This window comes from Variovorax sp. TLI9-5A (assembly GCF_056867935.1).
In genome coordinates, this window is record NZ_CP200310.1 from 2,303,605 (window position 1) to 2,325,160 (window position 21,556).

A 21,556-nucleotide genomic window follows, 5' to 3' on the forward strand; every position below is an offset into this window, starting at 1 on the left:
TGGAACGCAATGTTCCGTTTTTAACGTTTACCCGCATGCCGGCCCCGGTGGCAGCGGGGTCGGCTTTCCGATTCCTACGCCAGTGCGCTATCGGCCGAGAGCCGAAGCACCGGCTCGACGGTACGCGCGGCAATGGCGGCGGGGCGCGGCTTGCCGACCCGGAAGGCCGAGACCGCCTGCACAAGCTGCTCGACCTGCATGTTCATGCTCTGGGCCGCGGCCGCGCTCTGCTCGACGAGCGCGGCGTTCTGCTGCGTGGTCTGGTCCAGTTGCGTCACCGCCGCGCTGACCTGCGCGACACCGGCGCTCTGCTCGGAGCTGGCCGTGCTGATCTCGCCGACGATGCTTGCGACCCGCCTGATGGAATCGACGACTTCCGCCATGGTGGCGCCCGCGCGGTCGACGAGCGCCGAGCCGGCCTCGACGCGATCGACGCTCGCGCCGATCAGGGCCTTGATTTCCTTCGCGGCGTCGGCGGAGCGCCCCGCGAGGCTGCGCACTTCGGAGGCGACCACTGCGAAGCCCCGGCCCTTCTCGCCGGCGCGTGCAGCCTCCACGGCGGCGTTCAGCGCAAGGATGTTGGTCTGGAACGCGATGCCGTCGATCACGCCAATGATGTCCGCGATCCGCTTGCTGCCGTCGTTGATGCTCTTCATCGTCTCCACCACCTGCACCACGACTTCGCCGCCGCGCATCGCCACGCTGCTCGCGCCGTCGGCGAGCCTGTTCGCCTCGGTGGCGCTGGCGGCGTTGCGCCTGACGGCGGCATTGAGTTCTTCCATGGAGGCTGCGGTTTCCTGCAGCGACGAGGCCTCGGACTCCGTCCGGCGGGAAAGGTCGTTGTTGCCCTGGGCGATCTCTGCGCTCGCGACCGCGATGTTGTCGGCGCAGGAGCGGACCTGGCCGATCAGGGCGACCAGCTGGCGCCGCATGGCGACCATGGACGCCAGCACGCTGCCCTGCGGCGCCTCGTGCGCGCCGTCGATCTCGCTCAGATCGCCTTCGGCGACCCTGTGGGCCGCCACGCTGAGCAATGTCGGCTCGCCGCCGAGCGCCGAAAAGAGACGGCGTGCGATGAAGACGCCGAGCGCCACCGCCGCGAGCACCGCGAAGGAGCTCAGCGCGAGCAGCAACTTCAGCTGCCGCGAATAGGCCGCCGCGGAAGCCTCGACATCCTTTTGCGATATTTCCGCGTTGTAGTCGGCGTATTCGACCGAGGCGAGCAGCAGCTGCAGGAGCAACGGCCTGCACGCGGTATTCATTCTTTCGATCGCCTCCTCGCGTTTTCCAGCGGCGGCGAGTTCGACGATGGAAAGGGCGATAGGCAGGTATTCCTTTTCGGTCTTTTCCATCTTTTCGAAGATGGCCCGTTCGCGCTGCGTCACGTCGTTTTCCGTGTCGAGCGCCTTCTTGAGTTCCTTCAGGGCGGATTGCAGCTTCTCGTTGCTGCCGACCGCCATCGCCTTGGCCCGGTCGCGGTCTGCCCCCGATTGCACGAGCACCATCTCGCGCACGCCGATGGCCCGCCGGCTGGCGGCGATGCCGATCTCGGAGGTCAGCGCCTTGCGGTGCGCGATCCCGGCGACGTAGCTGGAGAACCGGTGGTCGGCCGCACTCAGCGAACGCAGCGCCAGCAGGCTCACAAGCAGCACCAGCAGCGCGAGGATCGTGAAGGTCCCGGCGAGCAGTTTCCGGGTCGAGAGAGTTTTCATGGGTCCGGTATCAGGGTAGGAAAAGCGGGATCGCAACAAGCGCCGTCGGAATTGCGGCGTTTCGTTTTTGAATCGGCGCGAATTCCGTGCTTTTCTTTTCGGTCGCGATTTCAGCTTCTTGAGGCCATTTGCGGTCTTTTTTTTGATCACAAATTCATCGAATTTGTTTACGAAAGAATTCCAGGCATTTTTTCGGAGCCCCGATGAGTGCGCCGGCAATTGCCGCACTGCATGCGTGGAACGAGGTCTGGCGGCACCGGGGCCGGGCAGTGGAACAATCGCTGCGGCCGGACGTCGTCCATGGCCATCCGTTTCCAGACCGACTTCTTTCCTTCACAAGGTTTATCCGCATGCCACGTTCAGCGCGCGCATCCGCCGCAGTGATTCCCGCCGCAGCGCCCCTCCAGGACGACGCGGAGTCCGCCGGCGTCTCCGGCTCCTCCGCCGAGCGCAGCCTGCGCCTGCTGGCGATGCTCGCCAGCGAGGGCCGGGCGCTCACGCTGGCCGAGCTGGCCGCTCGGTTGGGCCTGCCCAAGGGCACCGCGCACCGCATCTGCACCCAGCTGCTGGCCACAGGCTTTCTCGCACGCGACGTGGACGAGCGCTCCTTCACCGTCGGCCCCGCGCTGCGCCGGCTGGCCTTCGACACGCTCAACCACGGCGTGGTGCGCGGGCTGCGGCACGAGGTGCTGTCGGCCCTGGTGCGCCAGGTCGGCGAGACCTGCAACCTCACCACCCTCGACGGCGCGCAGGTGCTGTATCTGGACCGCGTCGAAGCCCAATGGCCGCTGCGCCTGACGCTCGACGTGGGCTCGCACGTGCCGCTGCACTGCACGGCCAGCGGCAAGCTCTTCCTGGCGCAGATGCGCGCGAAGGAGCGCGATGCGTTCATCGGCGGACTGCCGCTGGAACGCATGACGCCCAACACCATCGTCAAGGCCGACGCGCTGCGCGCCGAGTGCGAGGCGATCGCGAAGCAGGGCTACTCGTGCGACCGCGAGGAATTCATTGCCGGGCTGGTGGCGGTGGCCGTGCCGGTGCGCGACGCTGCCGGCGCGGTGCGCGCCGCACTGGCGGTGCATGCGCCGACGGCGCGCATGTCGATGGACGATGCGATCGGGCGCATCGATGCGCTGAAGGCTGCGGCGCAGAAGATGACCGCGCTGCTCTGAGCGGCGGTGGCGGGGCAGCGTTGTCCCGCAAGGCGTTTCGTCAGCTTCGCGTGGGCACGCAGCCAGAGAATCCGTCATTCACAAAAAGCGGGAAGAAAGAAAAACCTCATGCCCAACGTCGTCAAGACCATCCGCAGCTTCAACGACGGCCGCGACCCCGAACGGCTGGCGATGAAGTACGCCAACCTGCGCTCCAGCCCTTTCGTCTTCCTGCGCGGTACCTGCCACCTGTTCTACGACCGCTTGCCGGCGGGGGCGCTGTTCTCCAAGGCGCCCGCGGCATGGCTGTGCGGCGACGCGCACCTGGAGAATTTCGGCAGCTACAAGGGCGACAACCGCCTCGTCTACTTCGACCTCAACGACTTCGACGAAGCCGCGCTCGCGCCGGTGACCTGGGAGCTGGTGCGATTCCTGTCGAGCATTCTGGTGGCAGGCGAGGGCCTGTGCCAGAGCACAGCAGATGCCGAAGCGCTGTGCAGGATCTTCCTCGATTCCTATGCCGCCACGCTCACGCTGGGCAAGGCCCGCTGGGTGGAGCGCGACACCGCCGGCGGGCTCGTCAAGCAACTGCTCGACACCCTGAAGGCGCGCACTCGCCCCGCGTTCCTTGACCGGCGCAGCGACCGCAAGGGCCGCAGGCGCCTCATCCGCTGCGACGGCAAGCACGCGCTGCAGGCCACAGACGCGCAGCGCGAGCGCGTCACGAAGCTGATCGGCACCTTCGCCGCCTCGCAGGAAAACCCAGACTTCTTCAAGGTGCTCGACGTGGCCCGCCGCATCGCCGGCACCGGCAGCCTCGGCGTGGAGCGCTACATCGTGCTGATCGAAGGCAAGGGCTCGCCGGATGCCAACTTCCTGCTCGACCTGAAGCAGGCGCTGCCATCCTCGCTAGCGCCGCACCTGAAGAAGACGAAGCAGCCCGAATGGCCGTCGGAAGCGCACCGCGTGGTCGGCCTGCAGCGCCGCATGCAGGCCGTGTCGATGGCCTTCCTGCATCCCATCGCGGGGCGCAAGTCTTCGTACGTGCTGCGCGGCCTGCAACCCAGCGAGGACAGGGTGATGCTGGACGTGCACCGCACGAGGCTCGCCGATATCCGTGGCGTGATCGCCGAGATGGGGCAGCTCATGGCCTGGGCGCAACTGCGCAGCTCGGGCCGGCAGGGCTCGGCCATCGCGGACGAGCTGATCGATTTCGGTGCTTCGGTGAAGTCGTGGCGCAGGGACTTGCTGGATGCGGCGCATCAATGCGCCGCGCAAGTCGAAAAGGACTGGGCGATCTACTGCGAGGCTTATGACGCGGGGCAGATGGCGCTGCCGACCTGACTGCCGGCTGCCTTCACCAGACCAGACCGACCACCGACCGCACCACACTCACCGCCGCCAGCCCGATCAGCAGATTCAGCACATGCCGCCTGAACTGCTCCGGCGACACGCCCTTGAACGAACGCTGGCCCCACCAGATGCCCGCCAGCATCGCGGGCGCCAGCCATAGCGCCCACTTGAGCGTGTCCGGCCCCAGCAGGTTGCCCGACGCATGCGCCGACGAGGGCATCAGCGCCGCGCTGATGAGCGACACCACGTCGCTGAAGAGCAGCAGCGCGATCAGCGTCGCGCGCAGCGCGGCCGGGGCCATCTTCGCGGTGCTCAGCAGCACCGCGACCGCGATGCCGCCGATGGCAGCAACGCCGTTGATGAAGCCCGAGGCCAGGCCGGCCGCGAGGCGCAGGCCGCGCGTGGGCTCCAGCGCAACGTGCGCGCCGCCGCGCAGCAGCAGGGCGGCAGCCATCAGCAGCATGCCGATCAGCAGGCGCAGCGGGGTCTCGGGCAGCCATGCGAGCAGGGCCACGCCGAGCGGGATGCAGATCAGGTTGCCGAGCATCAGCCAGCCCAGCCAGGGCATGTCCACGTCGCGCGCGATGCCGCGCAGCTGGCTCAGGCTGGCGAGGATTTCCAGCATGAAGATGGCGGGCACCACCAGTGCGGGCGACACCACCAGCGACATGCCCGCCACGGTGATGGCCGAGAAGCCGAAGCCCGCGAAGCCGCGCACGATGCCGGCCGCGAACACCACGCACAGGCTGTAGGCCAGCGTCGCCGGCGCCAGCGGCGGCACCAGCAGTTCGGCCGCCGTCATGCCTGGAAGAGCGGCAGCAGCTTCAGGCGCTGCACCTTTCCGGAAGGGCCGCGCGGCAGGTCCTGCACGAAGCGGTAGTAGCCGGGCGACTTGTAGCGCCCGAGCGCGGTGGCGCTGAACTCGCGAAGCTCGTCTTCCGTGCAGGCGAAGCCTTCGCGCAGCACGATGCAAACGCCGATCTCCTGCCCATAGTGGCGGTCGGGCACGCCCACCGATGCGGCCTCGAGCACGGCGGGGTGCTTCAGCAGGGCTTCGTCGATCTCGCGCGGCGCGATGTTCTCGCCGCCCTTGATGATGAGTTCCTTGATGCGGCCGGTGACGAAGAAGAAGCCGTCCTCGTCGCGGTGGCCGAGGTCGCCGGTGCGCAGCCAGCCGTCGGGCGTGAAGCTCGCACGCGTGGCTTCCTCGTTCTTGTAGTAGCCGAGCATCACGTTCGGTCCGCGTATGACGAGTTCGCCGGTGGTGCCGTCGGGCACGGCCGCGAGCCGCGCGTCGACCACGCCGGCCATGCAGCCCGAGGCGCGGCCCACCGAGCCGAGCTTGCGCGCGGCCGGGTCCATGGGGTTGGAGAAAGAAGGCGCGGCGGTCTCGGTGAGGCCCATGGTCTCGACGATGCCGATGCCGAACATCTGCTCGAAGGCGCGCAGGTGCTCCGGCGGCAGCGCGGCCGAGGCCGAACGGCAGAAGCGGATCGACAGCGTCTGCGCGAGCGGCGGCCTCGGGCCTTCGAGCAGGTACGAGATCATGGTGGGCACCACGTTGATCCAGCTGCACTGCGTCTGCGTGGCCTGTTCCCAGAAGCGGCCAGCCGAGAACTTCGGCGGCATCGCGAGACTGCCGCCGTGCGCCAGCGGCGCGAGCATGGTCACGGTGAAGGCGTTGATGTGATAGAGCGGCAGCACCGCCAGCACGCGGTCGGAAGAGCGCAGCCGGTGCTCCGCGCTGATGGCATGCGCATTGGCCGCGAGGTTGCGCTGCGTGAGCATCACGCCCTTGGGGTTGCCCGTGGTGCCCGAGGTGTACATCAGCAGAGCGACCGCATCGGGCGAGGGCGGTTGCACGTCGGCGGCGGCTTCTTCCTCGCCGGGCAGCGCATCGCCCTCCGGGTCGACCACGATCAGCTTCACGGGCCTGTCGAAGGCTTCGACGATGCCGCGCACGCGCGATTCCCACTCGGGCGCGACGCAGACCAGGCGGCAGTCGGAATGCGAGAGCACGTAGTGCATCTGCTCGGGCTGCGACAGCAGGTTGACGGGGTTCACGCGAAAGCCGCCGTGCATCGCACCCAGCAGCAGCCGCAGCGTCTGCAGGCCGTTGGGCATGACGACCGACACCGTGTCTCCCGGCTGCATGCCGAGCCCGCGCAGCACGGCCGAGACGCGGCGGCATCCGCGAGCGAGCTCGCCGTAGGCGATGTGCTGTTCCGATTCCGTGGCGCGCGCGTACACCGCGTGCGGCTGCTCGCGTGCCTGGCGCTCGATCAGCGCATGCACCGTGGTCGCGGCCGCCGTCATCTTCAGTTCGCGCCGTGGCTGGCGAAGAAGGCGCCGAAGATGTCTTCCTCGCTCGGCACCACCTCGGGAATCGGCCGCGACACGCGCGTGATGTTCAGGTAGTGCCTGTAGTTCATGTTGTCCGAGAAGTTGTTCTTGCCCCAGGTGCCGCAGCCCATCGACAGCGAGAAGGGCAAGCCGTTGTCGAAGCTGCCGCCGGTGGCGATGCAGTGCGCCTGGTCGACGATCACGCGCGACACCGGCAGCGTGAGGCCCAGCGAGAGGGCGCGCTCGGGCACGGCGCTGTGCAGGCCAACCGAATGACCCGCGCCTTCGTACGAATAGATGCGTGCCACCGTGGCGGCGGCCTCGTCGAAGTCGCGCGCCGCGTACACCGCGAGCACCGGGCTCAGCTTCTCGCCGGAGAAGGGATGGTCGTCGCCCACGCCGTCCTCGGCCACCATGAGGATGCGCGGGTCGGCCTGCGCGATGGCCTGCCACCCGGCGCGGTTCGCGCCATCGACTTCGGCCGCGCGTTCGGCGATGACGCGCGCCGATTGGCCGATGACCGCCGCAGAGAGCTTGCCCTCCGGCCACATCAGCTTCTGCAGCGTCGCCTTCTGCGCATCGGCGAGCATGACGGCGCCTCGGTCCTTCAGCGCTGAAAGCATCTTCGCGCGCACCGCGTCGACGACGACGAGGCTGTTCTCCGACGAGCAGCTGGTCGCGTTGTCGAAGGTCTTGGAGCGCACGATGCGGTCGGCCGCCGCCTCCACGTCCGCCGTCTCGTCGACGATGCCCGCCACGTTGCCCGCGCCCACGCCGAAGGCCGGTGTGCCGCTCGCGTACGCCGCGCGCACGTTGGCCTGTGAGCCGGTGGCCACCACCAGGTCGCACAGGCGCATCAGCTCGGCGGTCGACTGTTTGTTGACCGGCGCGGGCAGCAGTTGCACCAGGTCGCGCGGCGCGCCGATGCGGTCGAACTGCGCGTGGATGAACTCGATGAGCCGCGCCGCCGTCGACCAGCCCTTGGGCGAGGGCGCGACGATCACCGCGTTGCGCCCCTTGAGCGCGTTGATGATCTTGTTGGCCGGCGTTGCGCCCGGGTTGGTCGATGGCGTGATGGCGCACACCACGCCCACGGGCCGCGCGATCTCGACGATGCCGCGCGCCGGGTCTTCCGCGATCACGCCGACCGAGCGCACGCCGTGCAGGTCGCGCAGCAGGCCGAAGGTCTTGCGGTGGTTCTTGCGCACCTTGTCCTCGACGTTGCCCACGCCGGTGTCCTTCACGGCCAGCTCGGCCAGCTCGCGGTTGCGCGCCGGCTCGACGATGGCCCAGCCCGCCGCGACCACGGCGGTGTCGACCTGCGCCTGCGACCAGGTCTCATAGATGCGCTGCGCGGCGCGCGCGCGCGCCACCAGCTCGGCGATGGGAGAAGAGGGGGTGTTCGGATGTTCCATGAGTACCTGTGGAGCTCAATCCACCTTGATGTTGGCTTCTTTCGCGAGCTTCTGCCAGCGCACCAGTTCGGCGGTGACCACCTTGCCCAGCTGCTCGGGCGTTCCGCCCACGCCTTCGCTGCCCTGTGCGAGCAGCTTGTCGCGGATCTCCGGCTCCTTGACGACGGTATTGATCACGCGGTTGAGCCTGTCGATGGCGGGCTTGGGTGTCTTTGCGGGCACGAACACGGCGTACCAGGAGTCGACATCGAAGTCGGCGATGCCGGCCTCCTGCATCGTCGGCACGTCGGGAAAGGCCGCGCTGCGCTTGGTGGTGGACACCGCGAGCGCCTTGAGCCTGCCGGCCTTCACGAACTGCGCGGCCGCCGGAATCGACACCCACAGCAGCGGCACCTGTCCGCCCATCACGTCGGTCACGGCCGGGCCGCCGCCGCGGTAGGGCACGTGCGTCATCTGAGTGCCGGTGCGCAGCTTCAGCAGTTCGCCCGCCAGATGCCCGGGCGAGCCGTTGCCCACCGAGGCGAAGGAGATGCTGTCGGGCTTGGCCTTGGCCAGCGCGACCAGTTCGGCCACCGTGTTCGCCGGAAACTGCGTGTTGGCCACCAGGATCTGCGGCAGCGAGGCGACCATGCCCACGGGAGCGAAGTCTTTCGCGGTGTCGAAGCCCAGCTTGGCGTAGATGGCGGGGTTGATGGTGTGCGAGGAGAGCGTGAACAGCACCGTGTAGCCGTCGGGCGGCGACTTGGCCACCAGCTCGGTGCCGATGGAGCCCGCCGCGCCGCCGCGGTTGTCGATGAGCACCTGCTGGCCCAGCAGTGCCGAGAAGCGCTCCTGCACGATGCGTGCGATCACGTCGGTGCCGCCGCCGGGCGGGTAGGGCACGATCAGGCGGATCGGCTTCGTCGGGTAGTCGCCGCTGCCGTTGTCCGCCTGCGCGGCGAACGGCGATGCGAGAGCAGCGAGGGCGGCGAGAGCCAGTATCCCGGCGCGAAGCCTGGGGGCGAAGAACAACTTCATTCGGGTCTCCTTCTCTTTGTGATGGACATCGGCGACGGCCCGGCCGGTGCGGCGCCCACGCGATAGCCCAGCGTGACGCTGGCGTCGCGCGCGCAGGCCATCAGGTGGTCGGCCAGCCCGCGCGCCTGCGTGCGTGCGAAGCGGATCGAGGGCACGCTCATGCCGACGGCCGCCACGGCCTCGCCGCGTGCATTGAGCACGGGCACGCCGAGGCCGCATACGCCGATGCGCCATTCCTCGCGGTTCTCTGCATAACCGCGGGCGCGGGAGCGTTCCAGTTCGTTGAAAAGGGTGTCGAAGTCGGTGATGCTGTTCTTCGTGTGTGCCTCCAGCGTGCCCAGGCGCTCCTGCAGCGCCGGAACGCCGAGCCCGGCCGCCGCGAGCAGCGCCTTGCCCGAGGCCACGCAATATGCCGCGGCGCGTCCGCCGATGCGCGAGTAGGCGGCCACCGGCAGGGGGCTGTCGAACTTGTCGAGGTAGACGATCTCGGCGCCGTCGAGCACCGCGAGGTGGATGGTCTCGCCCGTGGCCTGCGCCAACTGCGCGAGGTGAGGGCGTAACAGGGAGCCGATGTCCGATGCCTCGGAGACCATGGCCCCCAACTCGAAAAGCCTGAGGCTGGGCCGGTAAGTGCTCGTTTCCGGGTCTTGCACGGCCCAGCCGCATTCGACCAGCGTCTGCAGCGTGCGGTGCGCGTTGCTGCGCGCCATGCCGAAGGCCTGCGCCAGTTCGGTGACGCGGCAGTCGCGCTGCTGGCGCACCATCCATTCGATGGCGGCGAGGCCCTTGGCAAGCGTGGAGTCCATGAGGCTGGGGCTTTCATTGCGTTCCAAATATTGGAACGACGTTCTTGAATGCGAAACGCAATGTAAGAACCGCGGATGCTCCTTGTCAATCGGGGACTTGGATGTAAATCCAAATGCCTCAGGGGCTGGCAGCTCAGCGACGATGGCGCCCGGCCATGAGCCCGATGACTTCGCGGAAGATGCTGTTGCCGCTGGAGTTCGCCAGGTCGAGCACATGGCTGCGGCTGTAGTAGGGGCTCAGGTCGAGGCCCACGCCGATGCCGGCGATCTCGATGTCGCCGCGCTGCTCCTGCCGCGCGATCACGTCGCGCAGGTGGTGGTCGAGGTAGTGCGCGTCGTTGGCAAGGTGCGTGGCGCTGTCCATCGGCGAGCCGTCGGAGATGGCCAGCAGCAGCTTGCGCGCCTCGCCGCGCTGGCGCAGCCGCAGGCAGGCCCAGTCGACCGCCTCGCCGTCGATGCCTTCGCGGAACAGGTCGGCCTTGAGCAAGGCTGCCATGGCAGGGCGCGCGCGCCGCCACGGCGTGGCAGCTGCCTTGAAGACGATGTGGCAGCGCTCGTTGAGCCGCCCCGGATGCTGCGGCCGGCCTGCGCGCACCCATTCGCGCTGCGGGCGTCCGCCGTTCCACGCGCCGGTGGTGAAGCCCAGCACCTCGCAGGCCACGCCCGCCTGTTCGAGTGCGCGCGCGAACACGTCGACCATCATCGCGACCGGCTCGGCATGCTCCTTCATCGAGCCCGAGCAGTCGATGAGGAAGGTGACGATGCAGTCGGCCAGCGGCTCCATGCGCTCGATGCGGAACAGCCGGCGCTCGGTAGGCGAGGCCACGAGCTGAGCGAGCCGGCGGCCGTCGACGAGGCCTTCTTCCTGCGCGCCGTCCCAGCCGTCGCGTTCGGGCTCGGAAAGCAGTGCGCGCAGCTCGCGCGCGAGGCGGGCGATGTTCACGCCCTGTGCGGCGATGCGGCGGTCGAGCTTCTCGCGATGGCCTGCGAGCACTTCCTTGCGCGCGAGCCTGGCGGCATCGTGTTCGCGGTCGTAGGCGTTGGTGAAGACGCGGTATGCGCCGCCCGCGCCTTCGAGCACTTCGCTGCGGCCCGACTCGGCGGTGGTGAAGCGCTCGACGATCTCCTGGTCCATGTCGGCCACCAGGCTGAACACGCTGCGCTTGTCGTCGACGTGGGCATCGCGCGCGTCTTCACCGTCTCCGCCGTCTTCCTCGCCGGCCTCGCGCAGCATCGCGGCGACGGTGCGTGCGATGGCGCGGGCGTGCACGGCGTAGGCGGCCTGGTCGGCGCGGTCCTTGCGCAGGCCGGCCAGCGCATGGCCGATCAGCGGCGCGAGTGCGAAGCGCGTGGCTTCGAGCATGTCCTCGGTTTCCTCCACCACCTGCTCGCCGCTGACGCGCGCGCGGCAGATCTGTGCCACCGCGTACAGCAGCAGGCCGCGTGCGGTGTCGGTCAGGCCGGAGTGGTGGAAGGCGAGCGACCATTGCTCGTGCCGATGCCGCAGGTTGTGCCGCATGCCGGCCATGACTTCAGGCGCCATCGCCTCGACGCGGAACTGCTCCAGCATCTCGAACAGCATGCGCTCGACAGGCTCCTCCGGCCGCAGGCTTTCGTGCAGCGCGGCATCCGATGTGGTGAGCCGCAGCGCGAGCCCGTCGGCCATGCCGCGGAACGATGCGAAGTCGTCGGTGTCGGGCGAGGGATGCAGGTGCGGCGCGAACCACGGCAGCGCGACGCGGCCGCGGTGCAGGCGCCGTCCGCGAAAGTGCAGGTCGCGCTCGCCGCTGAATGCGCGCACCACGCCCGCGCAAAGCTCCGCGACGAGTTCTTCCTGCCGCACGCGGCGCTGCATCGCGCTCGCGGGGCCGGCGGTCATTCGCTCGGGCCCGCCGAGAGCTGGTGCGACTCTTTCAGTTCGCGATCGAAGCAGCGCTGGAAGTATTCGGCCACCAGCGGGCGCTCCGCATCGTCGCACTTGTTGACGAAGGAAAGGCGGAAGGCCAGCGCCGGGTCCTTGAAGATCTCGACGTTCTCGCCCCATGTGATCACGGTGCGCGGCGACATCAGCGTCGAGAGGTCGCCCGCCGCGAAGCCCTTTCGCGTGAGGTCGGCCACGGCCACCATCGACGCGACCAGCTTCGTACCCGCCTCGTCGGCCAGCGAAGGCACGCGCGCCTGCACGATGGCGATCTCTTCCGCTGCCGGCAGGTAGTCGAGCGAGGCCACGATGTTCCAGCGGTCGATCTGCGCGTGGTTGAGCCGCTGCGCGCCGTGGTACAGGCCGTTGAGGTTGCCCAACCCGACGGTGTTGGCGGTGGCGAAGAGGCGGAAGAAGGGGTGCGGGCGCAGCACCCGGTTCTGGTCCATCAGCGTGAACTTGCCGTCGCGCTCCAGGATGCGCTGGATGACGAACATCACGTCGGGCCGGCCCGCGTCGTACTCGTCGAAGATCAGCGCCACCGGCCGCTGCAGCGCCCAGGGCACGATGCCTTCCTGGAATTCGGTGACCTGCTGGCCTTCGCGCAGCACCACCGCGTCTTTTCCCACGAGGTCGAGCCGGCTGATGTGGCCGTCGAGGTTGAGCCGCACGCAGGGCCAGTTCAGCCGCGCCGCCACCTGCTCGATGTGGGTCGACTTGCCGGTGCCGTGCAGACCCTGCACCATCACGCGCCGGTCGCGCATGAAGCCGGCAAGGATGGCGAGCGTCACGTCGGGGTTGAAGCGGTAGACGGCGTCGACCTCGGGCACATGGTCGTCGCGTTCACTGAAAGCCGGCACGCGCAGGTCGGAGTCGATGCCGAACACCTCGCGCACGCTGAGCATCCGGTCGGGGCGAAGGTCGGCGGTGTCGGTCATGGCGGTTCCTGCAAGAAGGTTTGTTCAGGCCTGCGCGCGGTCGGAGGCCGCGTCGGCGTCGATGCGGCTCAGTGCCTGCGCGGCGCGCTGCAGCGCGGGCAAGAGCGTCTTCGCCTTGGCCGCGTCCAGCCGCATCACCGGCGCCTGCACCGCGATGCAGAGGTTGGACGGTGCGTCGTCGCCCGAGGGCACCAGCGTGGCGATGCACAGCAGGCCCGGCAGGAACTCTTCGTGGTCGATGGCGTAGCCGTCCTTGCGCACGCGCTGAACTTCCTTCTCCAGCGCCTCGGGGTCGGTCAGCGTGCGGGGCGTATAGGTTTCCAGCGGCGCATTCGACAGCAGCCGGCGGCGCTGTGCCGCGCTCATCTGCGAGAGAAAGATCTTGCCGCTGGCCGAGCAGTGCACCGGCACGCGCGAACCCGAGTGCAGGTAGAAGCGCAGCGGCGCGGCGGTTTCCACGCGGTCGAGGTACACGACCTCGCTGCCCGAAAGGGCGGTGAGGTTGCAGCTCTCGCCGATCTCTTCCACCAGCTGGCGCAGCAGCGTGTGGCGCGCGCCGTGCAGGCTGTCGTTGAGCAGCAGGTTCTCGGCCAGCCGCCGCAGCCGCGTGCCGATGCCGTAGTGGCGGCCGTCGCCCTCGCGTTGCAGCAGCCCCGCGCCTTCGAGCTGCTGGAGCATGCGGTGCAGCGTAGGCTTGGGCAGGCCGGTTTCTTCCACCAGGCCCTGCAGTGAGTAGCGCTGGTCTTTCGCGGCCATGACTTCGAGCAGCGCGAACAGTCGCATGGTGGGAGAGTCACCACCCGAGCCGGCCGGTTCGGCGGCATCCACGGAGAGCCCTTTGACGATCTTCATGGCGCGAATCATAGGTGTTTTATAGAAAAAAGAGACAAGGCGTTCCGATTTTTGTAAATTGTTTGACGCGATGCCGATGCCGACCTATATTCCGCCGGAATGAATTCCGGAACAATTCGTTCCGACTTTTAGAGCGCAACCTCGCCCCTTCATCCATCCAGGAGACGCCTCCCATGAGCCAGAAGCAAGCCGCCGCCCCCGCACGCGAAGCCGTCAAGGGCGTGCAGAAGATGACGCCCTCCGAGGCCTTCGTCGAGACCATGGTCGCCAACGGCGTGACCGACATCTTCGGCATCATGGGCTCCGCCTTCATGGACGCGATGGACATCTTCGCGCCCGCCGGCATCCGGCTGATCCCGGTGGTGCACGAGCAGGGCGGCGCACACATGGCCGACGGCTATGCGCGCGTGTCGGGCCGCCACGGCCTTGTCATCGGTCAGAACGGCCCCGGCATCAGCAACTGCGTGACGGCCGTCGCGGCCGCCTACTGGGCGCACAGCCCGGTCGTGATGATCACGCCCGAAACCGGCACCATGGGCATGGGACTTGGCGGCTTCCAGGAAGCCAACCAGCTGCCGATGTTCCAGGAGTTCACCAAGTACCAGGGCCACGTCAACAACCCCAAGCGCATGGCCGAGTACACGGCGCGCTGCTTCGACCGCGCCATCTCCGAGATGGGCCCGACGCAGCTCAACATTCCGCGCGACTACTTCTACGGCGAGATCCAGTGCGAGATCCCGAAGCCGATGCGCGTGGAGCGCGGCGCGGGCGGCGAGAACAGCCTGAACGCGGCGGTCGAACTGCTGGCCTCGGCCAGGTTCCCGGTGATCCTCTCGGGCGGCGGCGTGGTCATGGGCGATGCGGTGGAGGAGTGCAAGGCACTCGCCGAGCGCCTGGGCGCGCCGGTGGCCAACGGCTACCTGCGCAACGACTCCTTCCCCGCGAGCCACCCGCTGTGGGCCGGCCCGCTGGGCTACCAGGGCTCCAAGGCCGCGATGAAGCTGATCGCTCAGGCCGACGTGGTGCTCGCGCTCGGCTCGCGCATGGGCCCCTTCGGCACGCTGCCGCAGCACGGCATGGACTACTGGCCGAAGGACGCGAAGATCATCCAGGTCGAGGCCGACCACACCAACCTGGGCCTGGTGAAGAAGATCACCGTGGGCATCCATGGTGATGCCAAGGCCACCGCGAAGGAACTGCTCAAGCGCCTGCAGGGCAAGACGCTGGCCTGCGATGCGACCAAGGGCGAGCGCGCCGAGAAGATCAAGGCCGAGAAGGCCGCGTGGGAGAAAGAGCTCGACGAGTGGACCCACGAGCGCGACCAGTTCAGCCTCGATGCCATCGAGGAAGCGAAAGGCGAGAAGACGCCCACCGGTGGCAGCTACCTGCACCCGCGCCAGGTGCTGCGCGAGCTCGAGAAGGCCATGCCGCCGCGCGTGATGGTCTCCACCGACATCGGCAACATCAACGCCATTGCCAACAGCTACCTGCGCTTCGAGGAGCCGCGCAGCTTCTTCGCGCCGATGAGCTTCGGCAACTGCGGCTATTCGCTGCCCACCATGATCGGCGCCAAGTGCGCGGCGCCCGACCGCCCGGCCGTGGCCTATGCCGGCGACGGCGCCTGGGGCATGAGCATGGTCGAGATCATGACGGCCGTGCGCCACGATATTCCGGTGACGGCGGTGGTCTTCCACAACCGCCAGTGGGGCGCGGAGAAGAAGAACCAGGTCGACTTCTACAACCGCCGCTTCGTGGCTGGCGAGCTCGAGAGCGAAAGCTTCGCGGGCATCGCCAAGGCCATGGGCGCGGAGGGCATCGTGGTCGACAGGCTCGAAGACGTGGGCCCGGCGCTGAAGAAGGCCATCGACATGCAGATGAACGAGCGCAAGACCTGCGTGATCGAGATCATGTGCACCCGCGAGCTGGGCGACCCGTTCCGCCGCGACGCACTGTCGAAGCCGGTACGATTCCTCGACAAGTACAAGGACTACGTCTGAACTCCAGCCACTCCATGACCGGTTCGCTGCTGACGCTCAACGCGGGTTCGTCGTCCATCAAGGTCGCGCTGTTCGACGCGGCCGGCGATGGCGATGCCGCGCTCCCGTCGGCGCGCTGGTCGGGGCAGGCGGATGGGTTGGGCGCGGGCCTGAAGGCGCGGCTGCGCGTTCGCGATGCGCAAGGGCGGACGCTGCACGACACGCCGCTCGAAGGCGCGCAGGCTTCGCACCAGGGCGCGCTTGCGGCGCTGCTCGACTGGCATGCGAAGCAATCGGCAGGAGGGCGCATCGCAGCCGTGGGCCATCGCATCGTGCATGGCGGCGCGGATTTCGTTGCGCCGGTTCGCATCGATGCCGGCGTGCTCGAAGCGCTGGCCAGGCTGGAACCGCTGGCGCCGCTCCACCAGCCGCACAACCTCGCGGGCGTGCGCGCGGCGATGGCCGCTTTCGATGGCGTGCCGCAGGTGGCCTGCTTCGACACAGCCTTCCACGCGGCGCAGCCCGAGGTCAACCGGCGCTTCGCGCTGCCGCGCGCATTGCATGACGCAGGCGTGCGGCGCTACGGCTTCCACGGCCTTTCCTACGAGTCGATCGTCGCGCAGTTCGCGGGCATCGCGCCCGAGCTGGCGCAGCGGCGCGTGATCGTCGCGCACCTCGGCAACGGCGCCTCGATGTGCGCCATCGCGCAGGGCCGCTCGGTCGCGACGACCATGACTTTCTCTCCGCTCGACGGCCTGACCATGGGCACGCGCTGCGGCCACATCGACGCGGCCGTCGTGCTCTACCTGATGCGCTCCCAAGGCATGTCGGCCGACGAGGTCGAGGCGCTGCTGTTCCGGCAATCGGGGCTGCTCGGCATCTCGGGCGTGTCCAGCGACATGCGCGTGCTGGAGGCCTCGGCGGAGCCTGCCGCCGCCGAGGCCATCGGCCACTTCGCCGAACAGGTGGTCCAGCACATGGGCAGCCTCGCGGCGGCGCTGCGCGGGGTCGATGCCATCGTGTTCACTGGCGGCATCGGCGAGAACGGCGCTGCGCTGCGCGAGCGCATTCTCGAAGACTGCGAATGGCTGGGCGTGAATGTCGATGCCGCAGCCAATCGTGGCAAGGGCGCAGCGCGGCTCACCACGGCGGAAAGTCCGGTCAGTGCCTGGGTGCTGCGCACCGACGAAGAAGCGGTGATCGCGCGGCACACGGCGCGCGTGCTGCGCGCCGCAGGCTGACGCTGTTCCCCTAGCGCGACGAGGAGGCGCGCGGCACGATGGCGCCGCAGTGGCGCAGGAAGTCGGCCGTCGCGCGGCCCAGCAGCTTGTCGCGGTGCATCACCGTCGCCAGCCGCCGCACGCCGGCCGGCAGCCGCGTGCGCAACTCCACCAAGTGGCCGTCTTCCAGCGCCTGCGCCACCGTGTAGCGCGAGAGGCAGGCCAGCCCGGTGCCCGAGGCCACGACGCGCTTGATGGCCTCGGTGCTGCCCAGCTCGAAGCCCACGTGCACCTGCTCCAGGTTCTGGATCAGCCATGCGTCCGTCACTTGCCGCGTGCCCGAGCCGTGCTCGCGCAGCACCCAGGTCGCCTGCGAGAGCTGCCTGTGCGTGGCGACGCGGCCCGCCAGCTCGTGGCCGGGCGCGGCGACGATCACCAGTTCATCCTCCCGCCATGCCCGCACCACGAGGTCGGGGTGCGTCTGCGGGCCTTCGATGAAGCCCACGTCCACGTCGAAGCCCGCCACCGCCTCGATCACGTCGTGCGTGTTCGCGATGTGCAGGTGCACCTGGCTTTGCGGATGCAGCTTCGTCCATTGCGAGACCTTCTCGGGCAGCAGGTACTCGCCGATGGTGAAGCTGGCCGCCACGCGCAGCGGCGCCGCGTGCTCGCCACTGAAGAGCGCCTCGACCTCGCCGGCCTGGTCCAGCAGCGCCTGCGCCTTGGGCAGCAGGGCACGGCCGTTCTCGTTGAGCACCAGACGGCGCCCGAGCCGGTCGAAGAGCTGCACGCCCACCGACGACTCCAGGTCGGCCAGCGCGCTGCTGGCGGCCGACTGCGAGCGCGCGATGCGGTCGGCCGCCGCGCGGGTGCTGCCTTCGCGGGCGGTGGCGACGAACACTTCGAGCTGGCGCAGGTTGAGGCGCAGTCGCGGGCTCGATGCGGCGCCCTGCGGCTGATCAGTTTTTCCGGTCATGGTGAGCGATATTCTCTGCTTTTTCGTTTGATAGAGGCTGCATACCATCGAGCGGACCCCGCCTGAAAACAAAGGACCGCCAAGTGTTCAGCTTCCTGTCTCGCGAGCCCGTGCACGACCCGCTGGTAGCGCCCACGCCCACCGCCGACACCACGGTCAAGACCACCACCTGCTACATGTGCGCCTGCCGCTGCGGCATCCGCGTGCACCTGCGCGAGGGCGAGAAGGGGCCGGAGGTGCGCTACATCGACGGCAACCCGAACCACCCGCTGAACCAGGGCGTGATCTGCGCCAAGGGCTCCTCGGGAATCATGAAGCAGGTGTCTCCCGCGCGCATCACGCAGCCGCTGCTGCGCAAGGCCGGCAGCGAGCGCGGGGCGGGCGAGTTCGAGCCGATCAGCTGGGAGCGGGCCTTCGACATGCTGACCGAGCGGCTCGCGAAGATCCGCGCCACCGATCCGAAGAAGTTCGCGCTCTTCACCGGGCGCGACCAGATGCAGGCGCTCACGGGTTTGTTCGCGCGGCAGTTCGGCACGCCCAACTACGCGGCGCACGGCGGCTTCTGTTCGGTGAACATGGCTGCGGGAATGATCTACACCATCGGCGGCAGCTTCTGGGAGTTCGGCGGGCCCGACCTGGAGCGCGCCAGGCTGTTCGTGATGATCGGCACGGCCGAGGACCATCACAGCAACCCGATGAAGATCGCCATCAGCAAGTTCAAGCGGGCGGGCGGGCGCTTCATTTCCATCAACCCGGTGCGCACCGGGTACTCGGCCATCGCCGACGAATGGATACCGATCAAGCCGGGCACCGACGGTGCGCTCTTCATGGCGCTGCTGCACGAGCTGATCGGCAACGAGCTGGTGGACCACGCGTTCCTCAAGCGCTTCACCAACGCGCCGCAGCTGGTGGTGCTCGACGACTGCGAGCGCGAGGGACTCTTCGCGTTCGATCCCGAGCGCGGCCCGCCGGGCGATGGGCGCAATCCGCACAACAAGCTGGTGTGGGACAAAGCCAGCGGCAGCGTGAAGCCCGCGTATCCCGAAGGCATTGCGGATGGCTGCGATCCCGCGCTCGAAGGCCACTACACGCTGGCCGACGGCACGCGCGTCGCGCCCTCGTTCCAGCTGCTGCGCGAGCGCGTGGCGAGCTGCACGCCCGAATGGGCGCAGGCCATCACCGGCATCGATGCGGCGCGCATCCGCAAGCTGGCGCGCGAGATGGGCGAGACGGCGCTGCAGCAGGCCTTCGAGCTGCCCATTCCGTGGACCGACGCATGGGGCAAGCGGCACGAGACCACGCAGGCGCGGCCCGTGGCCTTCCATGCGATGCGCGGGCTGGCGGCGCACTCCAACGGCTTCCAGACGGTGCGCGCACTGGCGGTGCTGATGAGCGTGCTCGGCACCATTGACGCGCCGGGTGGCTTCAGGCACAAGGCGCCGTACCCGCGCCACATCGTGCCGAACTACAGGGCCTTCAACGACCCCGGCATGATCCAGCCGAACACGCCGCTCAATGCCGCGCCGCTGGGTTTTCCAGCTGGCCCCGACGAACTGGCGATCAACCCCGACGGCTCGCCGATCCGCATCGACCATGCCTTCTCGTGGGAGCACCCGCTGTCGGCGCACGGGCTCATGCACAACGTGATCACCAACGCGGTGAAGGGCGACCCGTACCGCATCGACACGCTGCTGATCTTCATGGCCAACATGGCCTGGAACTCCAGCATGAACACCATGGCGGTGCGCGAGATGCTCAACCGCAAGGACGAGAAGGGCGAGCACATGATCCCCTTCCTGGTGGTGTGCGACGCGTTCCAGAGCGAGACCGTGGCATTCGCCGACCTCGTGCTGCCCGACACCACCTACCTGGAGCGCCACGACGTGATGGGCATGCTCGACCGGCCCATCTCGGAGTTCGACGGGCCGGTGGATTCGGTGCGCGTTCCGGTGGTGCCGCCCACGGGGCAGTGCAAGCCCTTCCAGGAGGTGCTGATCGAGCTGGCCTCGCGGCTGAAGTTTCCGGCCTTCACCACGCCCGAGGGCGGGCGCAAGTACAGCGGCTACCCGGACTTCATCGTCAACTTCGAGCCGCAGCCGGGCATCGGCTTTCTCATGGGCTGGCGCGGCAAGGACGGCACCGAGCACTTGCGCGGCGCGCCAAACCCGAAGCAGTGGGAGGCCTACGAGAAGAACAACTGCGTGTTCCAGTACCACATGCCCGAGGGCATGCACTACATGCGCAACTGGAACCGCGAGTACCTGGACTTCGCGAAAGACAAGGGTTGGCGCCAGCGCAACGACCCGGTGCAGCTGGCGCTGTATTCCGACACGCTGCAGAGTTTCAGGCTCGCGGCGCAGGGCAAGAGCCCAGGGCGCCAGCCGCCCGAGGCGCTGCGCGAGCGCATCGACAAGTACTTCGATCCGCTGCCCTTCTGGTATCCGCCGCTGGAAGAAGCGGCGACCGACCTCGATGCGTTCCCGCTCAACGCGCTCACGCAACGGCCGATGGCCATGTACCACTCGTGGGACTCGCAGAACGCGTGGCTGCGGCAGATCCACAGCCACAACTACCTGCACGTGAACCCGGTGACCGCGCAGGCCGCGGGCATTGCCGACGGCGGCTGGTGCTGGGTCGAGAGCCGCTGGGGCAAGGTGCGCTGCATGCTGCGCCACAGCGAGGCGGTGGAGCCCGGCACCGTGTGGACCTGGAACGCCATCGGCAAGGCCGACGGCGCATGGCAGCTCGCGCCGGGCGCGGACGAGTCGCGCAAGGGCTTCCTGCTGAACCACCTGATCAGCGAGGAGCTGCCCTGCGCAGGCACCGCGAGCGGCACCATCAGCAACTCCGACCCGATCACCGGGCAGGCTGGCTGGTACGACGTGCGGGTGCGCATACGGCCGGCCGAGCCGGGCGAGCCTGAGGAGAGCTATCCACAGATCGCGAGCATGCCGGCGGTGCCCGGCGTGCTGGGCAAGGCGGCGAGCGTGCTGACCTACTTCGCGGGGAGGAACAGGAAATGATGCAGTGGCTCAAGGACCTGATGACGTCCGCCGCGGTCTTGCCCCCTCTCCCGCTTGCGGGAGAGGGCTGGGGTGAGGGCAGCGGCGCGGGAGTTGGAAGCCGTGGGGTGATGAAGGCCGTTGCACCCTCACCCCGACCCTCTCCCGCAAGCGGGAGAGGGGGCAAGACAACTACCGCACGCGCCGAGCAGGGCGAAACTCTCGCCAAGCAGCTGGCGCTGGTCATCGACCTCAACGTCTGCGTCGGCTGCCATGCCTGCGTGACCTCGTGCAAGCAATGGAACACCTCCGGCAGCGCGGGCCCGCTGGCCGACGAGCGGCCCTATGCGGCCAACCCCACCGGCACCTTCTTCAACCGCGTGCAGACTTACGAGGCCGGCACCTTTCCGGCGACGGAGACCATCCACTTCCCGAAGAGCTGCCTGCACTGCGAAGACCCGCCCTGCGTGCCCGTGTGTCCCACGGGCGCGAGCTACAAGCGCAAGGAAGACGGCATCGTGCTGGTCGACTATGACAAGTGCATCGGCTGCAAGTACTGCGCATGGGCCTGCCCCTACGGTGCTCGCGAGCTCGACGAGGAGCGCCAGGTCATGACCAAGTGCACGCTGTGCGTGGACCGCATCTACGACGAGCAGCTGCCGAAGGAAGACCGCAAGCCCGCCTGCGTGAAGGCCTGCCCGACCGGCGCGCGGCTCTTCGGCGACGTGAAGGACCCCGATTCGGAAGTGTCGAAGGCGATCCGCGAGCGCGGCGGCTACCAGCTGATGCCCGAGTGGGAGACCAACCCGGCCAACCGCTACCTGCCGCGGCGCATCACTTCGTCGACGCAAGAGCTGGAATAGGCAGGAGCAAG

Annotated in this window: 16 protein-coding genes; 6 read left to right on the forward strand and 10 right to left on the reverse strand. The window is 68.4% G+C overall.

Annotation, left to right across the window (positions count from 1 at the left end; genetic code table 11):
- Positions 1–74: 74 nt before the first annotated feature.
- Positions 75–1,712, reverse strand: a complete 1,638-nt coding sequence (locus AC1VNX_RS11085) for a methyl-accepting chemotaxis protein (protein ID WP_483161933.1) — start codon at positions 1,710–1,712, stop codon at positions 75–77.
- Between the two features lie 350 nt (positions 1,713–2,062).
- On the opposite strand from AC1VNX_RS11085, the gene AC1VNX_RS11090 reads away from it, so the two are divergent.
- Entirely contained in the window at positions 2,063–2,884 is an 822-nt protein-coding gene (locus AC1VNX_RS11090) for an IclR family transcriptional regulator (protein WP_483156747.1), read from the forward strand.
- 108 nt (positions 2,885–2,992) lie between these two features.
- On the forward strand, positions 2,993–4,207 hold the full coding sequence (locus tag AC1VNX_RS11095; protein WP_483156748.1) for a DUF2252 domain-containing protein: 1,215 nt from the start codon (positions 2,993–2,995) through the stop codon (positions 4,205–4,207).
- A gap of 13 nt (positions 4,208–4,220) precedes the next feature.
- Here AC1VNX_RS11095 and AC1VNX_RS11100 read toward each other — a convergent pair whose 3' ends face one another.
- From AC1VNX_RS11100 to AC1VNX_RS11135, 8 genes are all read right to left on the reverse strand, one after another.
- Positions 4,221–5,018, reverse strand: coding sequence for a sulfite exporter TauE/SafE family protein (locus AC1VNX_RS11100; RefSeq protein ID WP_483156749.1), 798 nt, complete (start codon positions 5,016–5,018; stop codon positions 4,221–4,223).
- The gene (locus tag AC1VNX_RS11105) at positions 5,015–6,532 is read right to left on the reverse strand and encodes an AMP-binding protein (protein ID WP_483156750.1); all 1,518 of its coding nucleotides are present in this window, start codon (positions 6,530–6,532) and stop codon (positions 5,015–5,017) included. Before AC1VNX_RS11105 ends, AC1VNX_RS11100 begins: the two co-directional genes overlap by 4 nt.
- A 2-nt stretch (positions 6,533–6,534) precedes the next feature.
- Entirely contained in the window at positions 6,535–7,974 is a 1,440-nt protein-coding gene (gene sauS, locus AC1VNX_RS11110; RefSeq protein WP_483156751.1) for an acylating sulfoacetaldehyde dehydrogenase, read from the reverse strand.
- 15 nt (positions 7,975–7,989) lie between these two features.
- Positions 7,990–8,991 carry a tripartite tricarboxylate transporter substrate binding protein gene (locus AC1VNX_RS11115; protein ID WP_483156752.1) on the reverse strand — a complete coding sequence of 334 codons (1,002 nt, stop codon included), beginning with the start codon at positions 8,989–8,991 and terminating at the stop codon, positions 7,990–7,992.
- Complete coding sequence (locus tag AC1VNX_RS11120; RefSeq protein ID WP_483156753.1) at positions 8,988–9,797, reverse strand: IclR family transcriptional regulator; 810 nt, start codon at positions 9,795–9,797, stop codon at positions 8,988–8,990. The genes AC1VNX_RS11115 and AC1VNX_RS11120 overlap by 4 nt, the downstream gene beginning before the upstream one ends.
- A 133-nt stretch (positions 9,798–9,930) precedes the next feature.
- The gene (locus AC1VNX_RS11125) at positions 9,931–11,676 is read right to left on the reverse strand and encodes a cobaltochelatase CobT-related protein (protein WP_483156754.1); all 1,746 of its coding nucleotides are present in this window, start codon (positions 11,674–11,676) and stop codon (positions 9,931–9,933) included.
- The gene (locus AC1VNX_RS11130; protein WP_483156755.1) at positions 11,673–12,656 is read right to left on the reverse strand and encodes an AAA family ATPase; all 984 of its coding nucleotides are present in this window, start codon (positions 12,654–12,656) and stop codon (positions 11,673–11,675) included. Before AC1VNX_RS11130 ends, AC1VNX_RS11125 begins: the two co-directional genes overlap by 4 nt.
- 24 nt (positions 12,657–12,680) lie before the next feature.
- Positions 12,681–13,520 (reverse strand): IclR family transcriptional regulator, encoded by an 840-nt coding sequence (locus AC1VNX_RS11135; protein ID WP_483156756.1) that lies wholly within the window; start codon positions 13,518–13,520, stop codon positions 12,681–12,683.
- 161 nt (positions 13,521–13,681) lie between these two features.
- On the opposite strand from AC1VNX_RS11135, the gene xsc reads away from it, so the two are divergent.
- Together xsc and AC1VNX_RS11145 are read left to right on the forward strand one after the other, a co-directional pair.
- Positions 13,682–15,505 (forward strand): sulfoacetaldehyde acetyltransferase, encoded by a 1,824-nt coding sequence (gene xsc, locus AC1VNX_RS11140; protein WP_483156757.1) that lies wholly within the window; start codon positions 13,682–13,684, stop codon positions 15,503–15,505.
- Positions 15,506–15,519: 14 nt separating this feature from the next.
- Positions 15,520–16,725 carry an acetate/propionate family kinase gene (locus tag AC1VNX_RS11145; RefSeq protein WP_483156758.1) on the forward strand — a complete coding sequence of 402 codons (1,206 nt, stop codon included), beginning with the start codon at positions 15,520–15,522 and terminating at the stop codon, positions 16,723–16,725.
- A 10-nt stretch (positions 16,726–16,735) separates the two neighbouring features.
- Here the strand turns inward: AC1VNX_RS11145 and AC1VNX_RS11150 are convergent, their stop codons facing one another.
- Positions 16,736–17,680, reverse strand: a complete 945-nt coding sequence (locus AC1VNX_RS11150; protein ID WP_483156759.1) for a LysR family transcriptional regulator — start codon at positions 17,678–17,680, stop codon at positions 16,736–16,738.
- A gap of 83 nt (positions 17,681–17,763) precedes the next feature.
- Between AC1VNX_RS11150 and AC1VNX_RS11155 the strand changes: the two genes are divergently transcribed.
- Both AC1VNX_RS11155 and AC1VNX_RS11160 read left to right on the forward strand, forming a co-directional pair.
- Complete coding sequence (locus tag AC1VNX_RS11155; protein ID WP_483156760.1) at positions 17,764–20,703, forward strand: molybdopterin oxidoreductase family protein; 2,940 nt, start codon at positions 17,764–17,766, stop codon at positions 20,701–20,703.
- A complete protein-coding gene (locus AC1VNX_RS11160) occupies positions 20,700–21,545 on the forward strand; it encodes a 4Fe-4S dicluster domain-containing protein (RefSeq protein WP_483156761.1) in 846 nt (281 codons plus the stop codon). The genes AC1VNX_RS11155 and AC1VNX_RS11160 overlap by 4 nt, the downstream gene beginning before the upstream one ends.
- The last annotated feature ends 11 nt before the right edge of the window (positions 21,546–21,556 follow it).

Excerpts from the sequence above, each read along its gene's own strand:
- AC1VNX_RS11085 (WP_483161933.1), bottom strand. The coding sequence starts at position 1,712 with ATGAAAACTCTCTCGACCCGGAAACTGCTCGCCGGGACCTTCACGATC.
- AC1VNX_RS11090 (WP_483156747.1), top strand. The coding sequence starts at position 2,063 with ATGCCACGTTCAGCGCGCGCATCCGCCGCAGTGATTCCCGCCGCAGCG.
- AC1VNX_RS11095 (WP_483156748.1), top strand. The coding sequence starts at position 2,993 with ATGCCCAACGTCGTCAAGACCATCCGCAGCTTCAACGACGGCCGCGAC.
- AC1VNX_RS11100 (WP_483156749.1), bottom strand. The coding sequence starts at position 5,018 with ATGACGGCGGCCGAACTGCTGGTGCCGCCGCTGGCGCCGGCGACGCTG.
- AC1VNX_RS11105 (WP_483156750.1), bottom strand. The coding sequence starts at position 6,532 with ATGACGGCGGCCGCGACCACGGTGCATGCGCTGATCGAGCGCCAGGCA.
- sauS (WP_483156751.1), bottom strand. The coding sequence starts at position 7,974 with ATGGAACATCCGAACACCCCCTCTTCTCCCATCGCCGAGCTGGTGGCG.
- AC1VNX_RS11115 (WP_483156752.1), bottom strand. The coding sequence starts at position 8,991 with ATGAAGTTGTTCTTCGCCCCCAGGCTTCGCGCCGGGATACTGGCTCTC.
- AC1VNX_RS11120 (WP_483156753.1), bottom strand. The coding sequence starts at position 9,797 with ATGGACTCCACGCTTGCCAAGGGCCTCGCCGCCATCGAATGGATGGTG.
- AC1VNX_RS11125 (WP_483156754.1), bottom strand. The coding sequence starts at position 11,676 with ATGACCGCCGGCCCCGCGAGCGCGATGCAGCGCCGCGTGCGGCAGGAA.
- AC1VNX_RS11130 (WP_483156755.1), bottom strand. The coding sequence starts at position 12,656 with ATGACCGACACCGCCGACCTTCGCCCCGACCGGATGCTCAGCGTGCGC.
- AC1VNX_RS11135 (WP_483156756.1), bottom strand. The coding sequence starts at position 13,520 with ATGATTCGCGCCATGAAGATCGTCAAAGGGCTCTCCGTGGATGCCGCC.
- xsc (WP_483156757.1), top strand. The coding sequence starts at position 13,682 with ATGAGCCAGAAGCAAGCCGCCGCCCCCGCACGCGAAGCCGTCAAGGGC.
- AC1VNX_RS11145 (WP_483156758.1), top strand. The coding sequence starts at position 15,520 with ATGACCGGTTCGCTGCTGACGCTCAACGCGGGTTCGTCGTCCATCAAG.
- AC1VNX_RS11150 (WP_483156759.1), bottom strand. The coding sequence starts at position 17,680 with ATGACCGGAAAAACTGATCAGCCGCAGGGCGCCGCATCGAGCCCGCGA.
- AC1VNX_RS11160 (WP_483156761.1), top strand. The coding sequence starts at position 20,700 with ATGATGCAGTGGCTCAAGGACCTGATGACGTCCGCCGCGGTCTTGCCC.